This is a genomic window from Loktanella sp. F6476L, assembly GCF_023015725.1.
Classification (GTDB): Bacteria; Pseudomonadota; Alphaproteobacteria; order Rhodobacterales; family Rhodobacteraceae; genus Yoonia.
Map to the genome: position 1 here is coordinate 361,187 of NZ_JALKAR010000002.1, position 23,904 is coordinate 385,090.

Consider the following 23,904-nt stretch of genomic DNA (forward strand, 5'->3'; position numbering starts at 1 on the left):
CCTGTCTCATGGTGTGATAGGCGTTTGCGCCATTTCAAGGTGAAGCTTTGTCCCCTCGTATGGCATTGTTGCGATGGCAGCATCGTCAAGTTCCAGCCCCAAACCGGGGGTGGTTGGCGGAATAATATAGCCGTTTTCCCACGTGATCCCACCTTTGACGGCGGACATATAAGGCCCATCAAAAGTTCCGATACTTTCGAGGATCAGGAAATTCGGGGTGCAGGTGGCAATTTGAATGTTGGCCGCCGCGACGATGGGTCCACAATAAAGGTGCGGCGCTATCTGGGCCGAACGCGTTTCCGCCATCGACGCGATCTTCTTGGCCTCCAAAAGGCCGCCGACGCGTCCCAGATTAATTTGCAGGATCGATGCAGCGCTTACCTCGAGCATACGGGCAAATTCGTGCTTGGTGCACAATCGTTCGCCTGCCGCGACAGGGATGGATGTATAGGCCGCGACCTGAGCCATATCTGCGGGGTTTTCTGGCGGAATAGGTTCCTCGAACCACAGCGGATCAAACGGCTCAATCGCGCGCGCCATGCGTTTCGCACCCGACACGGTGAATTGACCATGGGTGCCAAACAACAGGTCCGCGCGCGTCCCAACAGCAGCACGAATTTCACGGCAGAACACTTCGCTAAGCGCGATATCATCCAGTCCGGGTTGACGACCATCATAAATAGAAAACGGTCCCGCAGGGTCGAATTTAAGCGCCGTGAACCCCTGCTCCACCATCCCAAGCGCCACTTCGGCGGCGATGGCAGGGTCGTTGTAGGCATTAGGCGTGTCAGGGTCTGGATAGACGTCACCGCTGGCGGGATAGATGTAGGAATAACTGCGCAAACGATCATTCACGCGCCCGCCAAGCAGCTCATAAACCGGTTTTTCTGCGGCTTTCCCAACGATATCCCAACATGCCATTTCCAAGCCGCTGAAAACGCCCATCACGCTGACATCTGGCCGTTGGGTGAAGCCCGCGCCGTAGGATTTGCGAAACAACGCCTCGATGTGGTGGGGGTCTGCGCCGTCAAAATGACGGGCGAACATATCGCGAGCCATGGCGCAGCAGATGTCGGGGCCGAAGGTGGCGTTGTAGATTTCACCAACGCCCGTGATACCGCAAGCGGTCGTTATGCGGACAAAGATAAAATACCGACCACCATGGCGCGGCGGTGGGTTGCCCACCACAAAGGTCTCAAGGTTCGCAAGTTTCACGAGGCATCCTCCAGGATCAGATCGGCGGCACGCATGGCCAGCATCATTGTTGGTGCGTTGGTATTTCCAGACGTAATATTTGGGAAAGCCGAGGCATCCACGACACGTACACCCCCTACCCCATGCACCCGCAAACGGGCATCCAGAACCGACGTCTGATCATCGCGCCCCATCCGGCAAGTGCAGGTGGGGTGATACACGGTCGACGCGCGTTGTCTGAAATCATCCAGCAAGCCGTCGTCGTCCAGCGCCATCAGATCGGGGGCCTTGGCCCGCAATGTGACGGCCTTCAGGCTGTCAGCCGCTGCAAACTGCTGCAAGACCTTACCTGCTTGAATGGCCGCGTGTTTGTCCGCGTCAGTCGAAAGGGAATTGGGCTGGATGCCGGGGGCAACATATGGATCGGGCGACACGATCTCGATGCGGCCTCTGCTCGTCGGGCGACAGGGTTGTGCAGAGATTTGAAACCCGGGGGTACGATCCAGCACCGCTTTGCCCGAGGACGTCATCGCATAGGAGGCTGGATTGAAATACATCTGCATGTCCGGGAAGCGATTGTCAGGGGAAGAACGGACAAACCCGCCAACCTGATTGACCGGTACGGACAGTGGGCCTGATCGCGTCAGCAGATATTTCGCTCCCATCATCAGCTTGCCCAGCATCCCGCCCAACTGCGTGTTGAGCGTCGGTTCAGTTGCAGCGAATTGATAGGAAACAGCCAAATGGTCCTGCAACCCTCGCCCGACTTCTGGCAGGTCGCGCACCACCGGAATACCGTGTGATTTCAGCAGTGCGACCGGACCAAGACCGGACAGTTGCAATAGCTTGGGTGAATTGATCGCACCAGCACACAGAATAACCTCCTTGCGGGCCGTGATCTGGCTGGTCTTTCCCGCGCGCACAAATGCAGCCCCAGTGACCTTGCCGCTCGCAACCGTCAGGCGGGTGACATCGGCATCGCGGATGATCGCCAAATTCTGGCGCCGTTTCGCAGATCGCAAAAACGCATCCGCCGCAGACCACCGAAAACCGCCGCGCACCGTGCTGCGGTAATAGCCTATGCCCTCGGCCCCTTCTGCGTTCAGGTCGTCGACCACTTCGTAACCAACGTCACGGCTAGCATTCAAAAAGGTATCCGAAAACGGCAACATTCGGTCTGACAGGTCCGACACCCAGACCGGCCCCGTACCACGGGTGCTGCGGCCCGTCGGTGTAAGTTCGCTGTGGGTTTCCATGCGGTCAAAGACTGCACGCACGTTATCCCAGTGCCAGCCCGTGGCGCCCGCCTGCGACCAATCATCGAAATCCTGCGGCAGACCTCTTATGTAGGTCATCGCGTTTATCGAACTCGACCCGCCGATGACCCGCCCTCTGGGCCAACTGATCGAACGGGCGTTCAGTCCTTCGTCCGCCTCGGTGCGATATCCCCAATTCAATTTCGGGTTTGCGACGTTAATGGCATAGCCCAACGGAACCTTAACCCAGAACCGCGCATCGCTCCCCCCGCTTTCGAGCAGTGCAACCGTGAACTTACCGTCCTCGGACAGCCGGTTCGCCAACACGCAACCGGCAGATCCCGCGCCCACAATGACGTAATCAAATTCACAGGTATCCAAGGTCTACGCCCGCCTTTCTAAGAGCCGCCAAAAAAGCGGACCAGAGACGCCTGCGCAAACAAACAAACTTGCGGCTTAGGCCTAAATTTGATTGTGCATGCAGGGTTGATTGGCAATACAAATGCAGGCAACTGTGGCAGAAGAACGATTGGGATACCGCCATGAGACGTCTTCCGCATGTGACTTGGCTGAGCACCTTTGAAGCTGCCGCGCGCCATGGATCTTTTGCCGCCGCTGCGGATGAGTTAAATCTCACGCCCGCAGCAGTCAGCCAGCATATCAAGCTGCTCGAAGAAACGCTCGAGATGAAGTTGTTCAAAAGGCTACCGAAAGGCGTTGAGTTGACAGACATCGGGCAGGCCTACGCCCAACCTGTACGACAATCCTTTGTCGATCTTCAAACCGCGACAGATGGGCTGTTCCAAACCAAGAAACAAACGACACTGCATGTCCGTGCGTCGATCTCGTTCGGTGTGATTGTACTGGCCCCCAGATTGCACGAGTTTCGCGCCTTGCACCCCGAGATCAACGTCGTGGTCTCGACCACCGTATGGTCGGACCGGCTGAATGACGCAACGATTGATGTGGATATTCGCTACGGCAATGGCGATTGGCCAGAACGGGATATTTGGCAGCTCAGACGCGGTCAGGCGTCTCTAATCTGCAGCCCTCAGGTTGCCGATGCGCTACAAAGGGATCCGGCCCAACTTAAGGCCGCAGACATTGTTAGTATTGTCGGTTCCGAAAACGACTGGCCGCGTATGTTTGGCGCATTGGGGCTGAAAAGCGTGGTGCCTTTGACTTGGCTGTCAGTTGAATCCTCGCTGCTTGCGCTCGAAAGTGTCACAGCAGGGCGCGGCATCGCAATTGTCGATACTTTGTTCACAAAGAACTACGTCAATCGAGGCGATTTAGTTATTCCCTTCGAAGAAGCCGTCCCTACCAGCCAGAACTTCTATCTGGTCGCCTCCCCAGACCGCAAAATCTGGTCTGCAGTCGCATGCTTTCACGATTGGATCGGCTCTATTGTAAGGTAATTTGGTTAGAAGCCATCTTATTGTTATCTTGATCAGCTGATTTACGATCGCAACGAGGCTCAGTTTGCCGCCCCTGATCAATGAAGTAGAATTGGCACATTGGCTAAATTCAGTTCTTGGAAAGAATTTAGCCAATGGCAAATTTATGAGTACAGATCGGCACCCGCTAGGGCCAAATTGCAATATTCATGGGCATATCCACAAGCGCGACAACCTAGCTTAGCCGCATTTGGAGTAGCCGCATGATCCGCACGTCATGCAGCCTTCGACCATGCGCAGCTCGTAGCCGCCGCAGGATGAACAGGCCTTACCTTTTGGCGCGTTGTTCAGCGCTACGACGTCTGCTTGTGGGTCTGACTTCAGGCCCATCCCTTCGCCGGCCAAAAAACCCGTTGCAATCATATGCTTTTCGATCACGCCGCCGATGGCTGCCAAGATGGACGGCACGTATTTGCCCTGCATCCATGCACCGCCGCGCGGATCGAACACCGCTTTCAGTTCTTCAACCACGAACGACACGTCACCGCCGCGCCGGAACACAGCAGAGATCATGCGTGTCAGCGCCACAGTCCACGCGAAGTGTTCCATGTTCTTCGAGTTGATGAAGACCTCGAACGGACGACGGTGCCCTGCGACGATCAGATCGTTCACAGTAATGTAGATCGCGTGTTCGGAATCAGGCCATTTCAGTTTGTAGGTCGCACCATCGAGTTCTTGCGGGCGGTCCAACGGTTCGGCAAGATACACAACCTCGGCCTTTTCTCCGTCCGTGCTAACCTGAACGGGTGCTTCTTTGCTGTCTTCGGACACAGACAGAACCGAGCCAGTCACATCATTTGGACGGTATGTTGTGCAGCCCTTACAACCTTGATCCCATGCCGCCATGTAGACCTCTTTGAAATCATCAAAGCTGATATCTTCTGGGCAGTTGATCGTCTTGGAAATCGACGAGTCGATCCATTTCTGAGCTGCGGCTTGCATGCGCACGTGATCCAGTGGGGCGAGCGTTTGGGCGTTGACGAAATAGTCGGGCAATTCTGCGTCACCTTTCAATTCGCGCCACAATTGCACAGCGTAATCAACGACTTCTTCTTCTGTACGGCTGCCATCTTTTTGCAAAACCTTGCGCGTATAGGCGTAGGCGAAGACAGGTTCGATGCCCGATGACACGTTACCCGCGTACAGTGAAATTGTACCAGTTGGCGCAATCGACGTCAGCAAAGCGTTGCGGATACCGTGTTCGCGGATCGCGTCGCGCACGTCGTCATCCATGTCCTGCATCGCACCGGACGCAAGGAATTTGTCCGCATCGAACAGCGGGAACGCGCCCTTTTCTTTCGCCAAATCGACCGAGGCCAGATAAGCGGCCCGTGCGATCGCGTGCATCCATTTGTCGGTTTGGGCTGCCGCCTCTTCCGATCCATAGCGCAGGCCAACCATCAGCAACGCATCAGCAAGACCTGTGACACCAAGACCGATGCGGCGCTTGGCGGCGGCTTCTTGTGCCTGCTGTTCCAGTGGGAATTTCGACGCGTCCACCACGTTATCCATCATCCGCACGGCCGTCGCGACTAGGTCGATCATCAACGCTTCGTCCATTTCAGGCGCGTCACCAAACGGGTCTTTCACCAAACGGGCCATGTTGATGGACCCGAGCAAACACGCGCCATACGGCGGCAAAGGTTGTTCACCGCATGGGTTCGTCGCTGCGATAGTTTCGCAGTAGGACAGGTTGTTGGCCTTGTTGATCCGGTCGATGAAGATGACGCCCGGTTCAGCGTAATCGTAGGTGGATTGCATAATCGCATCCCACAATTCACGCGCCTGAACAGTTTTGTAGGTCTGGCCGTTAAAGACCAAATCCCACGGTTTGTCGGCCTTCACCGCATCCATGAACGGATCAGTGATCAGAACGGACATGTTGAACATCCGCAAACGGGCAGCGTCGGATTTTGCAGTGATGAAATCCTCAACATCAGGGTGGTCGCAGCGCATCGTGGCCATCATCGCACCACGACGGGACCCCGCAGACATGATCGTCCGGCACATCGCATCCCAAACATCCATGAAGGACAGCGGGCCAGATGCGTCCGCTGCCACACCTTCGACCAACGCGCCTTTCGGACGAATCGTAGAAAAGTCGTAACCGATGCCACCGCCCTGCTGCATGGTAAGTGCAGCTTCTTTCAGCATGTCGAAAATACCGCCCATGCTGTCCGGCACCGTGCCCATGACAAAGCAGTTGAACAACGTCACAGAACGGGCAGTGCCCGCACCTGCAGTGATCCGGCCAGCTGGCAGGTACTTAAAGTCTTCTAGGGCTTCGTAAAATTTCGGCTCCCACGCCTTCGGATCCTTTTCGACGCTCGCAAGCGCACCGGCGATGCGGGACCATGAATCCTCGACCGTGTTATCAATCGGGGTGCCATCCGCCTGTTTAAAACGGTATTTCATGTCCCAAATTTGTTCGGCGATTGGGGCGGTAAAACGGGACATGGTCAGAACCTTTCGTGACAACGGCTGGCAAAGGGAGACATCCACACTAAGTGGATTCTCACAAGATGAAAACGGGTATTACGCTGCTCAGCGCCACAAGGGACGCTTTGTTATTGCGGCAGTCATACATCAAGATATGGTGTTCGCAATCTGAAAAATTACCAAATATGGTGAATTCTTTTCTTGAAGTCACCTATATCACGCACTACGACAGGGAACGCAATTGGGGACGGCACGTGAGTAAAACTGTTAACCTTATTAAGCTATCCGTCGGCACCGAAGATGTCGCAGGTCTGGCAGCATGGCAAGCTACGCGGCGGGCGCAATCGGATGATGGTTACCCACAGCACGTTACCCGTATGTGGCCAAAGCGCGAATCGGAAATCCTGAATGGCGGCTCGATTTACTGGGTCATCAAGGGTGTCATCCTCGCGCGGCAGGAAATTGTTCGCCTTGATGAATATAACTCTGCTGACGGTATCCGGCGGTGCGCGATTGTCTGTGACAATCCGCTGATCCGAGTGGCTGCAACCCCGCGTCGGGCGTTTCAGGGCTGGCGGTATCTCACACCGGAAGACGCCCCAATCGACCTGCCAGAAGGGCGCGACGACGAAGAACCGCTGCCCGCCGCCCTTAGCGAAGCGCTCGCCGCGATTGGTGTCCGCTAGGCCGCTTTTCTTTTGGTCTTAAATATCCCGGGGGTGTGGGGGCTGGCCCCCACCCTGCCCGCCGCCACACATTCAAATGTCGAGCAATGCCACCAGCCGTTTCAACGTCGCCCTTTGGTCATCGGACCAGTCACGCCGCGTGCCTCGGAACAGCGTCGCCTGAGACGCGTGAATGAGCCCGTCGTCGAGGATCTTCAGACCGTTCGCCCGCAACGTCTCGCCCGTGGATGTGATATCCGCAATCGCCTCAGCCGTTTCGTTCTTGACCACGCCTTCGGTCGCGCCTTGGCTATCAACGAGCCTGTAATCGGCCACGCCTTTTTCGCGCAGAAATTCACGGACAAGTCGGTGATACTTCGTCGCAATCCGCAAACGCATCCCGTGATTTTGACGAAATGCAGCCGCCGCCGCGTCCAAATCATCTAAAGTATCCACATCAACCCAGCCCTGCGGAACTGCGATAATCAAATCAGCACCACCAAAGCCCATCAACGCAAGTTCGGCCACTTGGCTATCCCAAAGCGCTAATTTCTCGCGGACCAGATCAGATCCGGTGACACCAAGGTGGATGTTGCCCGCAGCCAATTCACGCGGAATTTCACCTGCGGACAGCAAGACCAGTTCCACCCCGTCGATCCCGTCAACCGCGCCTGCATATTCACGATCTGACCCAGACTTGCGCAGCGTCACGCCGCGCGCGCCAAACCAGTCAAACGTCTTTTCCATCAGCCGCCCTTTAGACGGCACGCCCAGCTTCAACATTGGCGGACCTCCAGCAGTAGATCAGGACGGATGACGGCACCAACGGCAGGCACGGCACGCCCATCGCCTAACACTTGGGTCAGCGCATCGTAGCGCCCGCCTGTGGCCACCGGCCTGTTGTCTTTCACTCCGTAGAACCCGAAGACGAAGCCATCGTAATATTCCAGTGACGTGCGCCCATAGCTGCCTTCAAAGGCCAACGCATCAACATCAACGCCGCGCTCGGCCATCGCATCAAGGCGCGCTTCGTAGGTTTTCACAGCCGTATCAATCGCAGGCATGTCGACCGCGATATCGTACAGTGCAGACAGGATATGTGGGGCTGTTTCGCTCAGGTTCAGAAGGGATTCAATCACACTGATTTCTTCGTTCGAAATCGGTGCCGCCGCTGCATCAGCACGCAAGGCGTCGATCCGCTGCTGAACTTCGCCGCGCGACCGCACACCGACCTCGGGGCCTGCATCCGCAAACGGGTCACTGGCACTAAGCAGCGCAACGCGTTTGGCGGGAGCGGCAATACGTCCGCCGAACCGATCGAGTAAAGATTTGAATCGCTTAGGCCGCCAAATATGACGCATCAATGCCGCTTTACGCGCTTCTGTCGTTTGCAGCCCTGCGACTGCTGCTTTGAGCAAACCGATGTCGCCAGTCGCTGCCCGCACTGGCGCATCGGCAAGTGCCGTTTTCACCGTCGCAAACACCTCTGCATCGGCAGCGGCCGGATTTTGACCATCGAACACCTCGAACCCGACCTGCGTATATTCACGCGCACGGCGCGGGTCTTCGTCCTGTTTCCGGAATACGGGGCCTGCGTAGGTATAGCGCGCAGGGTCCGCGTGGCTTTGCATATGCATTTGCACGACAGGCACGGTGAAATCAGGCCGCAGCATCATTTCGCCCTGCACCGGATCGTTCGTCACATAGGCGCGACCACGGATGTCTTCGCCGTAAAGGTCCAGCAAAACATCAGCAGGTTGCAGGATCGCGGCCTCGACTGGTTCTGCCCCCGCAGCCTGAAACACCGCCGAAATACGGGCGGCCTCACCTTTGATCATGGCTGTGGTCACTTTGCTTGCCCCGCCAGAATTTCGCGGACTTTTGCGACCAGATCACCGCGGGCGACCTCGTACTGCGAAGGACGGTCTTTCCATTCTTCAAGCGTCGCGTTCTTCGCGATCTCAGCACCAAGGATCAGGTCCTTGATCTGCACGACACCGCTGTCGAATTCGTCGCCACCCGCAATCACCGCAATCGGCGACTGGCGTGCATCTGCGTATTTCAACTGGTTGCCGAAGTTCTTCGGGTTGCCAAGATACACCTCGGCCCGAATGCCATTGTTGCGCAATTCCGCAACCATCGCCTGATAATCGGCCATGCGGGTTTTATCCATGACAGTCACGACGACAGGGCCGACCGACGCCTTGGACAAACGCCCCTTCGCATCAAGTGCGGCGAGCAAGCGATCTACGCCGATAGAGACACCTGTTGCAGGGACTTCCTGCCCGGTAAAACGCTTCACGAGATCATCATAACGACCACCTCCAGAAACAGACCCAAAGTTGCGCGGGCGGCCTTTTTCATCGGTAACTTCGAACGTCAGTTCCGCCTCGTAGACAGGACCAGTGTAGTAGCCAAGGCCACGCACAACGCTTGGATCAATCTCGATCCGGTTTGCGCCGTAGCCTTGGGCGTCCAGCAGTTCAGCGATAGTTTCCAATTCATTGACACCATCAGCGCCGATCTTGGAGCCGATCACCAATTCGTTCAAACGCGCCACTGTGGCGGCACCTGTATCGCGTTTGGCGGACATGAAGCCCATCACAATCTCAGCTTGTTCTGCGCCAAGACCAGCACCTTTGGTAAAGTCGCCGCTTTCGTCCTTACGGCCTTCGCCAAGTAGGGCACGCACGCCGTCATCACCAAGTCGGTCAAGCTTATCAATCGCGCGCAGCACGATGCCGCGTTCGGCTTCTTTATCGTCGCCGGACAGGCCTGCAACTTCCATCACGCCATTCAAGACTTTGCGGTTATTGACCCGCACGATGTAGTCGCCGCGGTCGATGCCCACGGTTTCCAAAGTGTCAGACAGCATCGCACAAATCTCTGCATCAGCCGCCACGCTTGGCGCACCAACGGTATCCGCATCACATTGATAAAACTGGCGAAAACGGCCCGGTCCGGGCTTTTCGTTCCGCCATACTGGCCCCATTGCGTAACGCCGATAAGGCGACGGCAGGTCATTGCGGAATTGCGCGTAAACACGTGCCAACGGGGCGGTCATGTCATAACGCAGCGCGAGCCAATCGCCGTCTTCTTCCCACGCAAACACACCTTCGTTCGGGCGGTCCACGTCGGGTAGGAATTTGCCCAATGCTTCGACCGTTTCAACAGCAGATGTTTCCAGCGCATCAAACCCGTAATGATGGTAGACGCCAGCGATCTGATTAAGCATTTCAGTGCGCTTGGTCACCTCAGCGCCAAAATAGTCGCGGAACCCTTTTGGGGTTTGCGCCTTTGGCTTGGGTGCTTTTTTCATCTTGGCCATTTCGGGTCCTATGGGTTTTTCGCTTAATTGCGCCTGCCGTTTAACGCGGACTGCCAGTTGGGGCAATGCGCATTGGCTTTGCAGCGCTCTGCGGGCGTGATAGGCGACGAATATGACAGACGTGACACACCTAGAAGAACAGATCGCCCACCTCACGAAGACGGTCGAAGACCTGTCGGATATCGTGGCGCGTCAGGAAAACGAACTCGCCTTGGCGACTCGCCGTTTGGCGATGCTGATGGAACGCGAAGCAGGCCGCGAAATGGACGCTGGCAGTAGCGTACCATTGGCCGATCAACGCCCGCCGCACTGGTAAACCACGGAACCAATCTGCTGCTGCAAAGTTGTCCTGCTATTCCAAGCATGGAGACAACAGTGGCACATACAGACTGCGACACGTCCGATAGAATCGTCCAACCCATTGATGCGGTCAGTGCAATCGTTCTGACGGTTTTGACCGCAATTGTTGCAATCGGAATTTATGCATACACGACTGATATGTTCATTAATGATCAGCTCAATACAGGCGAAGACATGATCGTCGACCTGCCCGGTTTGGAATGATTAGGGTTAAGTAAAGCGCGATGGGCTGAGCGCCGCGACGATGTCCGCCCCAAGCTCTGACGGCTTACCTGCTATCGAATCCGACACCAATTTACTGGCAGCCGGTGCGGTTGCGAACCCGTAGCCACCCTGCCCTGCACACCAGATAAAACTGTCGTCTTGTGTCGACGGCCCCAATACCAATGCCCGATCCGGCGCAAAAGTCCGCAAACCGGCCCAAGATGCTAAAAGGCGTGTCACAGGTTCGGTCACCTGTTGGCTATAGCGGTCCAACCCTTCGGCCAGTACCATATCATCCGCCCATGCATCATGCGGTTCAGCCGGTTCTTCGTCCGCCGGTGATACGATCAATGCGCCTGCGTCCGGTTTCGCGTACCATGCTTCGTTTACGCCAAAAACCATCGGCCAGTCCGACACATCATGCCCGCCCGGCGCAGGTATGCGGGCCATGGATCGTTTGTATGGTTGGAATACCAACGGAGAAATGTCCGCCATTGCTGCAATCTGGTCCACCCACGCGCCAGCCGCGTTAATGATCACTTTGGCATCATACATCTCGCCCGCGTAAACCTGCCAGCCATGGTCCGTGCGCGATATACTTGTCACGGCAGCATTTGTGACGATGGTCCCGCGGTGCGCACGCAGATCGCGCGCGAAGTTCTGCGACAGCAAATCGGTATCAATATCCAATGCGCCCGCGTCATACGCAGCATGCGTCAGGACGTTTGTATCAAGAATCGGGATCATCCCTGCGGCATCTGTCACGGTGATCTCGGTCAAATGCATGTTTTGAACGTCGTCCGCGAACGCCGCCTCTTCGCCAGTCCGCCCCACAAGCATCAATCCGCGGGGCGACAGCACACCGCCATGAGCCGTCTTGTGGTACTTAGTGCTGGCCTTGTTCAGCGCCTTCACTGCCGCATTGCCGTAATTTTCTTCGAACAGCGCCGCCGACCGGCCAGAGGCATGATGGCCAACCGAATTCTCAGCTTCCAGAACCGTGACTTTTCCGTGGATGGCAAGCCGTGCCGCCACGGACAGGCCCGCGATCCCGCCGCCAATCACAAGAAAATCGATCATGCCTCTTCAAGCCGATCCGTGGCCGGTGCAGGGCTAACCGATAGCGCCGTGATCCGGTCGTACAGCGTTGCATACATCGCAAAGCCTTCAGCCGCCAATGATGGCCCCAATTGTTCTGTTGATCGCGCGGAAATGATTGGCGACGGGTTTGCAGCATGTTTTGCCGCCCAAGCCACGGCAAGGGTCGCGGGGTGCGTCCCCAGTTCAGCCGCAATGTCCGAAAGCGCCTTTGCGCATTCATGCATCCAATCCACGCTATACCGTTTTTTGTACATGGCGTCGTCGGTCAGACGCCCCGTTTCGCCAGCGGCATATTTGCCCGTCAGTAATCCGCCACCCAGCGGCGAATAAGGAACGATTTTGATCCCCTGATCAACGGACATCGGGAAAATTTCGACCTCGGACTGGCGTTTGACGAGTGAATACATCGGTTGGATAACGTCAATCTTGGTGCCCAGCGTCGCACAAATTGCCTGTGCTTTCATCACCTGCCAAGCTGCGTAATTCGACACGCCGATATGGCGGATTTTGCCCGACTGTTGAAGTTCGGCCATCGTCGCGAACGTTTCTTCCAGCGGCGTGTCATCATCGAACCGGTGGAGGTACAACAGATCGACCGCGTCCAACTGCAACTGACGTTGGCAGGTTGCGAAATGGTCGAGGATATTGGCGCGGCCAGCACCGCCCTTATACGCCACCTTGGTCGCAAGATAGATGTCGTCACGTTTTTCCGCGACCATCGGGCCAAGCAGCGTTTCAGACTGCCCGCCCGTGTAACCAACAGCCGTGTCAAAATGGTTGATGCCCGCGTCAAATGCCGCATCGAACATCGCGCGGGATGCCGTTGCATCAGCGTTCCCGCCAAACTGCATGGTTCCAAATGTCAGGCGGGAAAGCGGGGTGCCGTTGGCAGTATCAAGCTGGGTCATTTCGCAATCGTAGCGCGTCTTTGACCGTTATGACACCATATTTGACAGGATCATCGACAACGACGCCCCATCATCACGATCAAAACCGTAGGCTACGAAATCCTGATGGGCACCACGTGAAACCGACGACCAGATTTCCGCAAAATGGGTTTCGCGCGTGTTGATCACCTTCTTCGCGTTGCCGTTTTGGCGTAGTTCTGTCGGTGCGACGGTTTCTCCCCATGTCGCAACGTAGATGAGCGTCGCCTCGGCAACCGCAAAGTTTTCTTGCTGGGTCTGACTTTCGGCATATGCTGTCATCTTGCCGGACACGTAGTTTTTGTAGCGTGCAAAGGCCGAAGGGCTGATCGCAGCGGCCCCATTGGCCATATTCGTCAGCATTTCACGGCACAGCACACCATGGGCTGTATCGACCACGCGGTCAGGTCCAATATTGATCCGTTGCGGCATAAATCGGGTCGCAGCACTGATCATTGTCAGCGTTTCGTAAATGGCCACGGCACGCGGATCACCAGAACGCGTGCATAATGTTGCAAGCGACGGCGCAAGGCCAAGATTGCAAAAATGGGCGGCATCAATCCTGCGAAACAGGCTGGCCGAATGATCAAGGATGCCGACGTCATCCTTTTGGAAACTCAGGTCCCAATCGCTATCGCGGCGGGCGCCTGTGTTAAACTGATGGGTCGCCTTAATACTCACATATTGCGGCCATTGATCACTTGGGATCTGCAATACATGCATCAGCATCCGGTAGCTATACATGTACAAAAAGAAAAACCGCATCCGCGCTTTACTGTGCGCGACCAACGCATCACGCAAAATCCCGGACTGCGCCAATGCCGTTGGACTTGGGTCTGTGTGAATACGGCCCATGATCATTACCTCTTAAGCTACAATTTACGATTGCAACGCTAACGATCACACACGCAATGTCACGCAAAAAGGGCCCCCGCATTCCTGCAGAGGCCCCAAAATTATGTCGCGATGCAACTGTTTTACTGTGGAACGTCGCCCACAATGCCTTCAACGTAGAAGTTCATGCCCGCAAGACCATCGTCGCCGTAGTCGGACGCGACTTCGCCTTCAGCCAACCAAGCAGACCCGTCTTGCTTGTTGATCGGGCCTGTGAACGGGTGGTAGTCGCCTGCGCGCATTGCTTCGACCATGGCTTCCGCAGATGCTTTCACGTCCGCAGGAACTGCGTCAGTGATTTCACCGATACCAACCATGCCCGGTGCGATACCGTCCCATGTGCTGGTGCTTTCCCATGTGCCGTCCATGACCGCCTGTGTGCGGGCGATGTAGTATGGGGACCAGTTGTCAATGATGGATGATACGCGTGGGAACGGACCAAATTCGGCCATGTCGGACGCCTGCCCGAATGTCACAACGTTACCAGCGGCTTGTGCGGCGGCTTGTGGTGCTGTGGAATCGGTGTGCTGCAGAACAACATCAGCGCCTTGTTCGATCAGAACGGTGGCTGCTTCCGCTTCTTTCGCAGGGTCAAACCATGTGTAAGCCCACACGATTTTGAATTCGACGTCAGGGTTTACCTCTTTGGCGTGCAGGTAGGCAGAGTTAATGCCACGGATCACTTCTGGAATTGGGAAGGACGCGATGTAACCTACGATGTTGCTTTCAGTCATATGACCCGCAATGTGGCCTTGAACTGCGCGACCTTCATAGAAACGTGCAGAATAAACGGACACGTTGTCTGCCTGTTTGTAACCAGTTGCGTGCTCAAACTTCACGTCTGGGAATTTGGCAGCGACGTTGATGGTCGGATCCATGTAACCAAAGGATGTCGTGAAGATCAGGTCAGCGCCGTCCAGCGCCATCTGTGTCATCACGCGCTCTGCGTCCGGGCCTTCTGGAACGCTTTCCACGAAGACGGTTTCAACCGCATCGCCGAAGTGTTCTTCAACCGCCAAACGGCCAACGTTGTGTTCGTATGTCCAGCCGCCGTCGCCCACTGGGCCAACGTAGACAAAGCCGACTTTTGTTGGGTCTTCGGCATGGGCGGCTGTCGCCATCCCAAGGGCCAGCGTGGCCCCCGTCATAAGTGATTTGATCATTGTTTTTCCCCTGTTGGTGGTCTTGATCGTATGCCTCTATCGCGAGGCGTGAAAGATTCGGCCCAGTGATCCGGGTGCGCGTCCAGCACGCATAATAACCAGAACCACAATGGTTGCCAGATATGGCGACATTGAAAGATATTCGACCGGAATGGCCATGCCAGCGGCTTGCAGGTTCAGCTGCAAAACAGTCACCCCGCCGAACAAATAAGCACCCAGCAAAAGACGCCCCGGTTTCCAACTGGCAAAGACAACAATCGCCAATGCAATCCAGCCCGCACCAGCGGTCATCCCTTCGGTCCACTGCGGGACACGGACAAGGCTGAGGTACGCGCCGCCAAGACCAGCACAGGCCCCGCCGAACATGATCGCTAGCATCCGCACACGTTTGACCTTGTATCCCAAAGCATGGGCCGCATCATGGTTTTCACCCACCGCCCGCAGGATCAATCCCGAACGGCTAAAGGTGAGAAAAGCCCAGACCCCAAGCACGATCAGCAGGCCCACGTAGACCATCGGATCATGCTGAAACACGATCGGACCGATCACCGGAATGTCGCCCAACAGCGGAATATGCCAATCTGGAAAGCTAGGTGCTTTTATCCCGATATACCCCTGCCCCATCAGGGCACTCAGCCCCAAACCGAACAGCGTCAGCGCGAGGCCCGTCGCCACTTGGTTCGACAAAAGATACTGTGTCAGAAAGCCAAAGAGCATCGCCAAAATGGCGCCACCAATGGCAGCGCCAATAAACCCAAGCCATGGTGATCCAGTGTTCACGGCGACGATAAATCCACAGACCGCACCCGTGATCATCATACCTTCAACACCCAAGTTCAGCACACCGGAACGTTCGACAACAAGTTCCCCAATCGCTGCGAGCAAAATCGGGGTAGCAGCGACCATAAGCGAGGCCAGCAAAAGGATCGGGTTGATAGATGACAGATCCATTACGCTAATCCCCCGCGCAGAATATGCTGCAAAGCCGGGTTATTCATCAGCGCTATCCCAAACAAGTTGGCAACATATAGGCAGACGCGTAGCCCGCCAAGGTTCCCTGAGCTTTCGCCGCTAACTACATGAACCTTTCGCAGTCTTGCGATGAAGAACCCAACCACTAACGAATTTATCAAAACCGCGATAATCAATAATTGATAAACTCCGATCTGCCCCCCTAAACGAGCTGTCCCCACTTCATTCAAGACGACTAAGAAACCCGGCAAAATTAAGCATATGGTCACGCCGACCACACTCATCAGAAAAGTGTTCATTACGCGACCTCCCGTTTACCAAATCGGACGCGGTAATGTGTCAGCACATCCACGGCCAGCAGGAAGAACAACAGCATCCCTTGCAGCAATTGGATCGCCGCACCAGGTAGGCCCAACTGGCTTTGCGCGATTTCGCCACCGATATATGTCAACGCCATCAAACCACCCGCCAGCAGAATTCCCACTGGATGCAAACGGCCAAGGAACGCAACAATGATCGCGGTAAAACCGTAGCCCACGTTGAAATCGATGCTGATCTGGCCAGCAGGTCCCGCAACTTCAAACAATCCAGCCAATCCGGCAAGCCCGCCTGAAATTGCCATACAAATCAGAATCAAGCGGCTTGGGTTTACGCCGGAAAATGCAGCAGCGCGCGGGGCAAGCCCTGACAGTTTAACCTGAAACCCAAAGATATGGCGGGACAGCATGACATAGGCAAAAATCACAGCGATCAACGCTGCCACAACGCCCCAATGCATGCCTGACCCGCTGATCAATTCGAGGTTCGCTGCCGATGGATATTGCGCAAGGTTCCGCGATCCGGGGAAGCCCATCCCGTCAGGGTTGCGCAACGCGCCAAGCGCCATCGACGCCAGCAATTGCTCGGCCACATAGACCAACATCAGCGACACCAAAATCTCGTTTGTGCCAAATTTAACCCGCAAGATGCCCGGGATCATCGCCCACAGCATCCCGCCCAATGCCCCCGCGATCACCATCGCAGGGAAGATCAAGATGCTTTCGGCTGGATACATGGCCAGCCCAACCGCAGCGCCGCAAATCGCGCCGACGATATACTGGCCCTCTGCCCCGATATTCCACACACCGGCCCGAAACCCGAACGACAACCCAATGGCGATCAGCACCAATGGCGCGCCTTTCACCAGCAATTGCGGGCGGTAATACCAAGCGAATTCAGAGAATAACGGATCAAAGAAGATCACACGGATCGTTTCAATCGGATCATTGCCAAGGACCGCAAACAATGCGCCCCCTACAATCATAGTCAAAACAACGGCCAAAACGGGTGTGGCAAACGTCCATCCCCGCGACGGTTGCGGTCGCTTTTCAAGCATGATCATGGCCGCGCCCCCAGTTTCATCCGTTCCAAATAAATCACTGCGTTACGCGTCAACATGCGCCACCTCCATGTCGTGCGCTCCACCGAGCATCAAACCGATTTCTTCAACCGTTAGCCCGTTCGCAGGACGCGGTTCAGACAACCGCCCTTCGTTCAATGCCGCGAAATGATCGGATATTTCCATCAGCTCGTCCAAGTCTTGCGAAATCACAACAACTGCAGCGCCGTTCGCCGCCATATCCAGCAACGCCTGCCGGATCGCGGCTGCAGCGGCGGCATCGACACCCCAAGTCGGCTGGTTCACAACCAACACGTCAGGGGCCTGCAAAATCTCGCGCCCAATGACAAATTTCTGTAAATTCCCGCCGGACAATGACCCTGCCGTATTCACGGCGTCAGGTGTCCGCACATCAAAATCACCGATGACCTTTTCCGCAAAAGCACGTGCCCTGCCCCATCTTAAAAACCCGCGTGCCGTTAAGTCTTGGCGCACAGCGCCTGTCAGAACAGCGTTTTCAATCAAAGACATATCGCCGGCCGCCGCATGACCGTTGCGTTCTTCAGGGGCAACGGACAGCCCGCGCTTACGCCGTGCATTTGGCCCAAGTTTACCAATCGGCGCATCATCCAACATCACCATGCCGGCAGCAGTGCGCATTTCCCCGGACAGCGCCGCGATGAGTTCATCTTGACCGTTGCCAGCTACACCGCCGATCCCCATCACCTCGCCTGCACGTACGCGCAGATTGATGTCGCGCAGTGGCGTCCCGAATTGATGCGGTGCCGGTGCGGACAATCCGTTCAGCACTAGAATACCACGCCCAACAGCGCGATCAGCCTTTGTTGGGACCTTCAGTTTCGCACCCACCATCAGTTCAGCCATGTCGCGTGCCGATGTGTCACGCGGAATGCAATCACCCACAACTGCGCCCAAACGCAGCACGGTAGCGCGATCACACAGGGCGCGGATTTCTTCCAGCTTATGCGAGATATAAAGGATCGCAGTGCCTTCCGCCGACAGCTTGCGCAGCGTTTCAAACAAGATATCAACCTCTTGCGGGGTCAGCACCGACGTCGGTTCATCCATGATCAACAGCTTCGGATCCTGCAAAAGACAGCGAATGATCTCAACGCGTTGGCGTTCACCTGCAGACAATTCGCCCACAATCCGACTTGGATCGAGCGGCAGGCCGTATTTCTCAGATACTTCGCGGACACGCGCCGCGATTTCACGTTGTGGTGGCGGGTTTTCCATGCCCAGCGCGATGTTTTCAGCCACGTTCATCGCGTCAAACAGTGAAAAATGCTGAAATACCATCGCGACACCCGAAGCACGCGCCGCACGCGGTTCCGCAGGCGTAAAGGCAGCCCCGTTCAGCGTCATCGTGCCCGTGTCAGGTTTCACCAAGCCATAAATCGTTTTCACGAGCGTCGATTTACCCGCACCGTTTTCGCCCAACAGTGCATGGATTTCGCCACGCTCAATATCAAAAGATACGTCACTGTTCGCAACGACACCGGGATAGGCCTTTGTTAGGCCCTTCAGCGATAGCAAAATGTCACTCATCCGGTGCGCTCCTCTTTCACGCGGTGTTCGGTCAACATCGCAGTTGCGACGCCAAGTGCAATCGCTTGGGGGTGTTTTCCAAGGCTTGGATCGCCGATAGGGCACGCAATACGTGCAACCTGTTCAACTCCATGCCCCATGCCGTGCAGGCGCTTGCGAAACCGCGCCCATTTCGTGTCGGATCCGATCAAGCCGACGCTTCCAAAATCACGCCGCAGAAGCGCGTCGCATAGGGCCAGATCAATGTCGTGCGAATAGGTCAGGATCAGATGATCCGCATCTGCAGGCGCCAAACCTACAACCCGTAGCGGATCAGCGGCCACCAAGGGCGACACCGCACGTGGCAGATCGTCAGGCATCCGGTCTGCAGTTGTATCTACAACAGTGATTGCACGATCCTGAAACGGGGCCATGACTTGCGCAATCGCACGACCCACATGACCACCACCCCAAATCCAAAGCGGAGGCGCTGTCAGCTTAGCGTCGACGGCTCCGCGATCAAAATGTAGCGTCACGGTTCCCCCGCAACATTGCCCTAGATCAGGCCCCAACGGCATTACCCGATGCATATGTTGCGCATCACCCGCCAACATCTCGCGCGCAATCGCGGCCGCTTCATATTCAAGTGCCCCGCCACCAATCGTGCCGTCCTGACCCTGCGCATCGACACGCATAATCGTGCCCACATCGCGTGGTGCGGACCCTTGGACCCGTACAACACTGACGGTGATTTGGTCGCGATCAGCCATTGCGCACACGGTTCACGGCGGCCAAGACGGTTTCTGCCGTCGCAGGCGCATCCAATGCCGGATAGGCATCACCACAGGCAGACACAGCGTTGGACAGCGCCAAGAACGCAGAAATCCCTAACATAAATGGCGGTTCACCCACGGCTTTTGACCGATACACGGTTTGCGCAGGGTTTGGTTGGTCCCAAAGTGCGACGTTGAAAATATCAGGGCGATCCGAACAGGCGGGAATTTTATAGGTCGCAGGCGCATGGGTGCGCAGCCGGCCTTTCCCGTCCCAGACAAGCTCTTCCGTCGTCAGCCACCCGGCCCCTTGCACATAACCGCCTTCCACCTGTCCAATGTCCAAATCAGGGTTTAGCGACGCGCCCGCATCATGCAGCACATCGGCCCGCAGAATCCGGTTTTCGCCTGTCAGCGTGTCGATGACGACCTCGGTCACGGCACAGCCATGCGCAAAGTAAAAGAACGGCCGCCCTTGGCCCTTGATCCGGTCCCATTCCAGCTCCGGCGTTTTGTAATACCCCGTCGCCGAAAGGCTGACACGGTTAGTATAAGCCAGCGTCGCAGCCTCTGCGAAGGTCATGACCACATCGCCCGCACGCACCTGACCGTCTGCAAACACCACATCTGCGACCTCAACCCCATGCACCCCAGCCACACAGTCAGCAATCCGGTCACGGATCGTATCGCAGGCAATCTGCACAGCCATCCCGTTCAGATCGGTCCCAGATGACGCGGCAGTCGCGGATGTATTCGGAACCTTCCCCGTATCCGTCGCCGTGATTTTCACTACATCCACATCGACGCCAAAGCGGGACGCGGCAACTTGGGCCACTTTTTGAAAAAGCCCCTGCCCCATCTCGGTGCCACCATGGTTCATCCGGATCGACCCGTCTTGATACACATGCACCAGCGCACCGGCTTGGTTCAAATGGGTCAACGTAAACGAAATCCCGAATTTCACCGGTGAAAAAGCAATGCCACGCTTCAAAACACTGTTCTCGGCATTGAACTGGTCAATCGCGGCACGCCGCGCCGCATAGTCCGCGCTTTCCAACAATGCGTCCGTCATCCCATGCAGAATGAAATCCTTCACCTCCATGCCGTAGGGCGTAGTCTGCAAGACAGGTTTCGGGGAATGCGCGCCACCAAATGGCACGCCGCGCCCCTTCTTTTGGTCCGAAATACCTTCGGGGCTGTTGGTGGCAGGCAGCCCCCCAGGTGCCGCAGGCACATCTCGCTTCATCTCGGTATAGTAATTTCGTTGGCGCACGATCACAGGATCAAGGTCCAGTGTATCGGCGATATGATCCATCACCCGTTCAATCCCCAAGACACCCTGCGGGCCACCGAATCCGCGATAGGCCGTCGCAGATTGGGTATTAGTTTTATAGCGGTGCGACGTGATCCGTGCGGCAGGCAGGTGGTAAGCATTATCAGCATGCAACATCGCGCGATCCGCCACCGGGATCGACAGATCAAGCGCCCAGCCACACCGCGTGGCCTGCGTAAAATCAACGCCCGTTAACCGTCCGTCAGCATCAAATCCCGCATCGTAATCAATCCGAAAGTCATGCCGTTTACCGGTGATCATCATGTCGTCGTCGCGGTCATACCGCATCTTGCAGTGCTTGCCCGTCAGCCGCGCCGCGACAGCACAGCCCACAGCTAACGCGTTGCCCTGACTTTCCTTGCCGCCAAAACCACCGCCCATGCGGCGTACTTCGCACCGAACATCATGCATAGAAACGCCCAGCGCTTCAGCGACCTTATGCTGGATTTCAGTCGGGTGCTGCGTGGAAGAATGCACAACCATCTCGCCATCATCTTGCGGCAAAGCAAGTGCGGCTTGGCCTTCAAGATAGAAATGTTCCTGCCCACCCATGTCGATGGTGCCTTGCACGCGGTGGGTCGCCGCGGTCAGAGCAGCATCAACATCGCCTTTGCGCCAGATACGCGGCCCATCCTCGAAACGGCTGTCGGCGGCCTGCGCGTCTTCAATCGTCAAAATCGGTGTGCCCGCGTCGATCGCCACATCACCAAGACGCGCCGCTTTGCGTGCCAAAAGGTGCGATTTCGCCACGACCATAAATATGGGCTGACCAAGATAATGCACCTGCCCCGTCGCCAGTAGCGGTTCGTCATGTGCCGATGGGGACACATCGTTCGCAAAAGGCAGGTCATCGGCAGTGAGGACAGCCACGACACCTTCTGCCGCGCGCACCTTGTCTAAATTCAGATCGGTGATTGTCCCGCACGCCACACCAGACATGCCAAACGCCAGATGCAGCGTCCCTGTAGGTGTAGGAATATCGTCGATGTAACGGGCCGCCCCGGTCACATGCAGTTTGGCCGCGTCATGGGGCAGTGATTTTGTAACGCTCATGGCTGGACCTCCAAAACATTGGTGGCGGCACCAGTAGTCTCTGCAAAGTAGCGGCGCAGCATGTTTTGCGCAGCGGTCAGGCGATAGTCGGCAGAGGCACGCATGTCCGTCATCGGGGTATAGTCTTCTCCGAATTTTGCGGCAGCGGCTTCCACGGTACTCGCGTTCCATGGCTGGTTCACCAACGCCGTTTCAACCATCGCGGCCCGTTTCGGGGTGCCCGCCATGCCCCCAAAGGCGATCCGCGCTGATGCGACTACGCCATCTTTGACAACGATGTTGAACGCACCACACACCGCAGAGATATCCTGATCAAACCGTTTCGACAGCTTGTAGCAGCGCAACGCGTCTTCGCCCAACGGCAGGGTCACACCTGTGACAAGTTCGCCCGCCGCGCGATCTTGCTTCCCATAGTCGATAAAGAAGTCCTCAATCGGCAGATCACGGGTCACGTCCCGCAGTTGCAGGTGAAGCGTTGCACCCAGTGCGATCAACGCATGTGGGTTATCGCCAATCGGAGACCCGTTCGCGATGTTGCCCCCAATCGTCGCCGCATTACGCACCTGCACCGATCCGTAGCGACGGATCATTTCAGCGTAAGACGGGTAATCATCTCGGATCGTTTCCAAAACTTCCGTCATCGTGACGCCCGCACCAAAAGTCACGCGATCGGCGTGGCGTGTGATCTGGCGCAGTTCCGGACAACGCCCGATAAACCCGACCTGATCCAGTTCGCGCAGCTGCTTTGTCACCCACAACCCCACGTCCGTGGCACCAGCGACCAGCGTCGCATCTGGGTTATCAGCGTACCATGCCGCGAAATCGGTCAGGCTGATGTCGGGCGCTTTCGCCGTGGTACCAGCCGTGTCTTTGACCCAAACTGGAACAGGCTGCTCGGCTGCCGCTTTCGCCGCGCGAATGATCGGAGCGTAGCCCGTACAACGACACAAATTACCCGCGAGCTGATCATCATGATCCGCGCGACCATTGCGATGGGCAGTTGCCATGCTCATCACAAAGCCGGGTGTACAGAACCCGCATTGCGATCCGTGGTGGTCTACCATTGCCTGTTGAACAGGATGCAATTCACCATCGGGGCTCGCCAACCCTTCCACCGTGCGGACCGCTTTGCCGTCCAACTGCGGCATGAAAAGGATACAAGCGTTGAGCGCCCGTGCGCCATCCGCGTCCGTGACCATAACAGTGCAAGCGCCACAGTCGCCTTCATTGCAGCCCTCTTTGGTGCCACAAAGACCTTGGTCCTCGCGCAACCAATCAAGCAGTGTGACCGTCGGCGCGGCCTCAACGCTGATCGCTTCTCCGTTCAGAGAAAACGCAACTTTCATGATGTAAAACCTGCCGCCTTACCAAAGTCATCGTAGGATCTGGCACAGCGTCGATGCGGCGTAGACGCGTCTGCCCCCTTGGGTTGGACCGATCAAAGCCCGCCTATCGACGTTTGGCAAGGATAAACGCGGGGCTGACCACAGGTTAAATGCGAATTTCGCGAGCAAATGCCCAAAAATCAATCAGACTATGGACATTTAGTTATCGATTTGGCCCTCCCACACGGTTCGCTGCCAAGCAAGCCAACCCTGCGCTTCCAGCAAAGGTGCAGGTTCAAGGTGACAGGTCCGCACCCGTCCTTTCTTGATCGACCGAACAAGACCCGTACGTTCCAGCACACCCAAATGGCGCATAAAAGTCGGCAAGGCCATATCATGTGGTGCTGCAAGATCGCTGACGGTTGCGGGCCCACGCACAAGCCGTTCCAGAACAGCCCGACGTGTCGGGTCGGCCAATGCCGCGAAGAATTCATTCAGATGTGAGCCCATGCATCGGTTATTTCCCGCCGCGAAC

Annotated in this window: 22 protein-coding genes; 4 read left to right on the top strand and 18 right to left on the bottom strand. The window is 56.5% G+C overall.

Annotated elements, in window-relative coordinates; genetic code table 11:
* Positions 1-6: 6 nt before the first annotated feature.
* The gene (locus tag MWU61_RS07075; protein ID WP_247127586.1) at positions 7-1,215 is read right to left on the bottom strand and encodes a mandelate racemase/muconate lactonizing enzyme family protein; all 1,209 of its coding nucleotides are present in this window, start codon (positions 1,213-1,215) and stop codon (positions 7-9) included.
* On the bottom strand, positions 1,212-2,831 hold the full coding sequence (locus MWU61_RS07080; RefSeq protein WP_247127587.1) for a GMC family oxidoreductase N-terminal domain-containing protein: 1,620 nt from the start codon (positions 2,829-2,831) through the stop codon (positions 1,212-1,214). The genes MWU61_RS07075 and MWU61_RS07080 overlap by 4 nt, the downstream gene beginning before the upstream one ends.
* Before the next feature lie 161 nt (positions 2,832-2,992).
* On the opposite strand from MWU61_RS07080, the gene MWU61_RS07085 reads away from it, so the two are divergent.
* Positions 2,993-3,868, top strand: coding sequence for a LysR substrate-binding domain-containing protein (locus tag MWU61_RS07085; protein WP_247127588.1), 876 nt, complete (start codon positions 2,993-2,995; stop codon positions 3,866-3,868).
* A 219-nt stretch (positions 3,869-4,087) separates the two neighbouring features.
* Here the strand turns inward: MWU61_RS07085 and MWU61_RS07090 are convergent, their stop codons facing one another.
* On the bottom strand, positions 4,088-6,364 hold the full coding sequence (locus MWU61_RS07090) for an adenosylcobalamin-dependent ribonucleoside-diphosphate reductase (protein WP_247127589.1): 2,277 nt from the start codon (positions 6,362-6,364) through the stop codon (positions 4,088-4,090).
* A gap of 236 nt (positions 6,365-6,600) precedes the next feature.
* On the opposite strand from MWU61_RS07090, the gene MWU61_RS07095 reads away from it, so the two are divergent.
* The gene (locus MWU61_RS07095) at positions 6,601-7,032 is read left to right on the top strand and encodes a DUF1489 domain-containing protein (RefSeq protein WP_247127590.1); all 432 of its coding nucleotides are present in this window, start codon (positions 6,601-6,603) and stop codon (positions 7,030-7,032) included.
* A gap of 72 nt (positions 7,033-7,104) precedes the next feature.
* Here MWU61_RS07095 and hisG read toward each other — a convergent pair whose 3' ends face one another.
* Genes hisG through hisS form a run of 3 tightly spaced genes read right to left on the bottom strand, consistent with a single transcriptional unit; the run spans position 7,105 to position 10,339 of the window.
* Positions 7,105-7,794 (bottom strand): ATP phosphoribosyltransferase, encoded by a 690-nt coding sequence (hisG, locus tag MWU61_RS07100; RefSeq protein WP_247127591.1) that lies wholly within the window; start codon positions 7,792-7,794, stop codon positions 7,105-7,107.
* Positions 7,788-8,849, bottom strand: coding sequence for an ATP phosphoribosyltransferase regulatory subunit (locus MWU61_RS07105; protein ID WP_247127592.1), 1,062 nt, complete (start codon positions 8,847-8,849; stop codon positions 7,788-7,790). The genes hisG and MWU61_RS07105 overlap by 7 nt, the downstream gene beginning before the upstream one ends.
* A gap of 8 nt (positions 8,850-8,857) precedes the next feature.
* Positions 8,858-10,339 (bottom strand): histidine--tRNA ligase, encoded by a 1,482-nt coding sequence (gene hisS, locus MWU61_RS07110; protein ID WP_247127593.1) that lies wholly within the window; start codon positions 10,337-10,339, stop codon positions 8,858-8,860.
* Between the two features lie 112 nt (positions 10,340-10,451).
* On the opposite strand from hisS, the gene MWU61_RS07115 reads away from it, so the two are divergent.
* Both MWU61_RS07115 and MWU61_RS07120 read left to right on the top strand, forming a co-directional pair.
* Positions 10,452-10,655, top strand: coding sequence for a SlyX family protein (locus tag MWU61_RS07115; protein ID WP_247127594.1), 204 nt, complete (start codon positions 10,452-10,454; stop codon positions 10,653-10,655).
* 59 nt (positions 10,656-10,714) lie between these two features.
* Positions 10,715-10,903, top strand: coding sequence for a hypothetical protein (locus MWU61_RS07120; RefSeq protein ID WP_247127595.1), 189 nt, complete (start codon positions 10,715-10,717; stop codon positions 10,901-10,903).
* 6 nt (positions 10,904-10,909) lie between these two features.
* On the opposite strand, the gene MWU61_RS07125 is transcribed toward MWU61_RS07120, so the two are convergent.
* From MWU61_RS07125 to MWU61_RS07180, 12 genes are all read right to left on the bottom strand, one after another.
* On the bottom strand, positions 10,910-11,983 hold the full coding sequence (locus tag MWU61_RS07125; protein WP_247127596.1) for an FAD-dependent oxidoreductase: 1,074 nt from the start codon (positions 11,981-11,983) through the stop codon (positions 10,910-10,912).
* Positions 11,980-12,912: an aldo/keto reductase gene (locus MWU61_RS07130; RefSeq protein WP_247127597.1), complete on the bottom strand. Its 933-nt coding sequence runs from the start codon at positions 12,910-12,912 to the stop codon at positions 11,980-11,982. Before MWU61_RS07130 ends, MWU61_RS07125 begins: the two co-directional genes overlap by 4 nt.
* A gap of 27 nt (positions 12,913-12,939) precedes the next feature.
* Positions 12,940-13,785 (bottom strand): hypothetical protein, encoded by an 846-nt coding sequence (locus MWU61_RS07135; protein ID WP_247127598.1) that lies wholly within the window; start codon positions 13,783-13,785, stop codon positions 12,940-12,942.
* 122 nt (positions 13,786-13,907) lie between these two features.
* Positions 13,908-14,987, bottom strand: a complete 1,080-nt coding sequence (locus MWU61_RS07140) for a BMP family ABC transporter substrate-binding protein (protein WP_247127599.1) — start codon at positions 14,985-14,987, stop codon at positions 13,908-13,910.
* A 36-nt stretch (positions 14,988-15,023) separates the two neighbouring features.
* Complete coding sequence (locus MWU61_RS07145) at positions 15,024-15,938, bottom strand: ABC transporter permease (protein ID WP_247127600.1); 915 nt, start codon at positions 15,936-15,938, stop codon at positions 15,024-15,026.
* Positions 15,938-16,258, bottom strand: coding sequence for a hypothetical protein (locus tag MWU61_RS07150; protein ID WP_247127601.1), 321 nt, complete (start codon positions 16,256-16,258; stop codon positions 15,938-15,940). The genes MWU61_RS07145 and MWU61_RS07150 overlap by 1 nt, the downstream gene beginning before the upstream one ends.
* Positions 16,258-17,340, bottom strand: a complete 1,083-nt coding sequence (locus tag MWU61_RS07155; RefSeq protein ID WP_247127602.1) for an ABC transporter permease — start codon at positions 17,338-17,340, stop codon at positions 16,258-16,260. Before MWU61_RS07155 ends, MWU61_RS07150 begins: the two co-directional genes overlap by 1 nt.
* A gap of 42 nt (positions 17,341-17,382) precedes the next feature.
* Complete coding sequence (locus tag MWU61_RS07160) at positions 17,383-18,906, bottom strand: ABC transporter ATP-binding protein (protein WP_247127603.1); 1,524 nt, start codon at positions 18,904-18,906, stop codon at positions 17,383-17,385.
* A complete protein-coding gene (xdhC, locus tag MWU61_RS07165) occupies positions 18,903-19,655 on the bottom strand; it encodes a xanthine dehydrogenase accessory protein XdhC (protein ID WP_247127604.1) in 753 nt (250 codons plus the stop codon). Before xdhC ends, MWU61_RS07160 begins: the two co-directional genes overlap by 4 nt.
* Positions 19,648-22,044, bottom strand: coding sequence for a xanthine dehydrogenase molybdopterin binding subunit (xdhB, locus tag MWU61_RS07170; RefSeq protein WP_247127605.1), 2,397 nt, complete (start codon positions 22,042-22,044; stop codon positions 19,648-19,650). The genes xdhC and xdhB overlap by 8 nt, the downstream gene beginning before the upstream one ends.
* Complete coding sequence (locus MWU61_RS07175) at positions 22,041-23,390, bottom strand: xanthine dehydrogenase small subunit (RefSeq protein WP_247127606.1); 1,350 nt, start codon at positions 23,388-23,390, stop codon at positions 22,041-22,043. The genes xdhB and MWU61_RS07175 overlap by 4 nt, the downstream gene beginning before the upstream one ends.
* Before the next feature lie 198 nt (positions 23,391-23,588).
* Positions 23,589-23,879, bottom strand: a complete 291-nt coding sequence (locus tag MWU61_RS07180; protein ID WP_247127607.1) for a metalloregulator ArsR/SmtB family transcription factor — start codon at positions 23,877-23,879, stop codon at positions 23,589-23,591.
* Positions 23,880-23,904 lie beyond the last annotated feature (25 nt).

Excerpts from the sequence above, each read along its gene's own strand:
- MWU61_RS07085 (WP_247127588.1), top strand. The coding sequence starts at position 2,993 with ATGAGACGTCTTCCGCATGTGACTTGGCTGAGCACCTTTGAAGCTGCC.
- MWU61_RS07090 (WP_247127589.1), bottom strand. The coding sequence starts at position 6,364 with ATGTCCCGTTTTACCGCCCCAATCGCCGAACAAATTTGGGACATGAAA.
- hisG (WP_247127591.1), bottom strand. The coding sequence starts at position 7,794 with ATGTTGAAGCTGGGCGTGCCGTCTAAAGGGCGGCTGATGGAAAAGACG.
- MWU61_RS07105 (WP_247127592.1), bottom strand. The coding sequence starts at position 8,849 with ATGATCAAAGGTGAGGCCGCCCGTATTTCGGCGGTGTTTCAGGCTGCG.
- hisS (WP_247127593.1), bottom strand. The coding sequence starts at position 10,339 with ATGGCCAAGATGAAAAAAGCACCCAAGCCAAAGGCGCAAACCCCAAAA.
- MWU61_RS07115 (WP_247127594.1), top strand. The coding sequence starts at position 10,452 with ATGACAGACGTGACACACCTAGAAGAACAGATCGCCCACCTCACGAAG.
- MWU61_RS07125 (WP_247127596.1), bottom strand. The coding sequence starts at position 11,983 with ATGATCGATTTTCTTGTGATTGGCGGCGGGATCGCGGGCCTGTCCGTG.
- MWU61_RS07130 (WP_247127597.1), bottom strand. The coding sequence starts at position 12,912 with ATGACCCAGCTTGATACTGCCAACGGCACCCCGCTTTCCCGCCTGACA.
- MWU61_RS07135 (WP_247127598.1), bottom strand. The coding sequence starts at position 13,785 with ATGGGCCGTATTCACACAGACCCAAGTCCAACGGCATTGGCGCAGTCC.
- MWU61_RS07140 (WP_247127599.1), bottom strand. The coding sequence starts at position 14,987 with ATGATCAAATCACTTATGACGGGGGCCACGCTGGCCCTTGGGATGGCG.
- MWU61_RS07145 (WP_247127600.1), bottom strand. The coding sequence starts at position 15,938 with ATGGATCTGTCATCTATCAACCCGATCCTTTTGCTGGCCTCGCTTATG.
- MWU61_RS07150 (WP_247127601.1), bottom strand. The coding sequence starts at position 16,258 with ATGAACACTTTTCTGATGAGTGTGGTCGGCGTGACCATATGCTTAATT.
- MWU61_RS07155 (WP_247127602.1), bottom strand. The coding sequence starts at position 17,340 with ATGATCATGCTTGAAAAGCGACCGCAACCGTCGCGGGGATGGACGTTT.
- MWU61_RS07160 (WP_247127603.1), bottom strand. The coding sequence starts at position 18,906 with ATGAGTGACATTTTGCTATCGCTGAAGGGCCTAACAAAGGCCTATCCC.
- xdhC (WP_247127604.1), bottom strand. The coding sequence starts at position 19,655 with ATGGCTGATCGCGACCAAATCACCGTCAGTGTTGTACGGGTCCAAGGG.
- xdhB (WP_247127605.1), bottom strand. The coding sequence starts at position 22,044 with ATGAGCGTTACAAAATCACTGCCCCATGACGCGGCCAAACTGCATGTG.
- MWU61_RS07175 (WP_247127606.1), bottom strand. The coding sequence starts at position 23,390 with ATGAAAGTTGCGTTTTCTCTGAACGGAGAAGCGATCAGCGTTGAGGCC.
- MWU61_RS07180 (WP_247127607.1), bottom strand. The coding sequence starts at position 23,879 with ATGGGCTCACATCTGAATGAATTCTTCGCGGCATTGGCCGACCCGACA.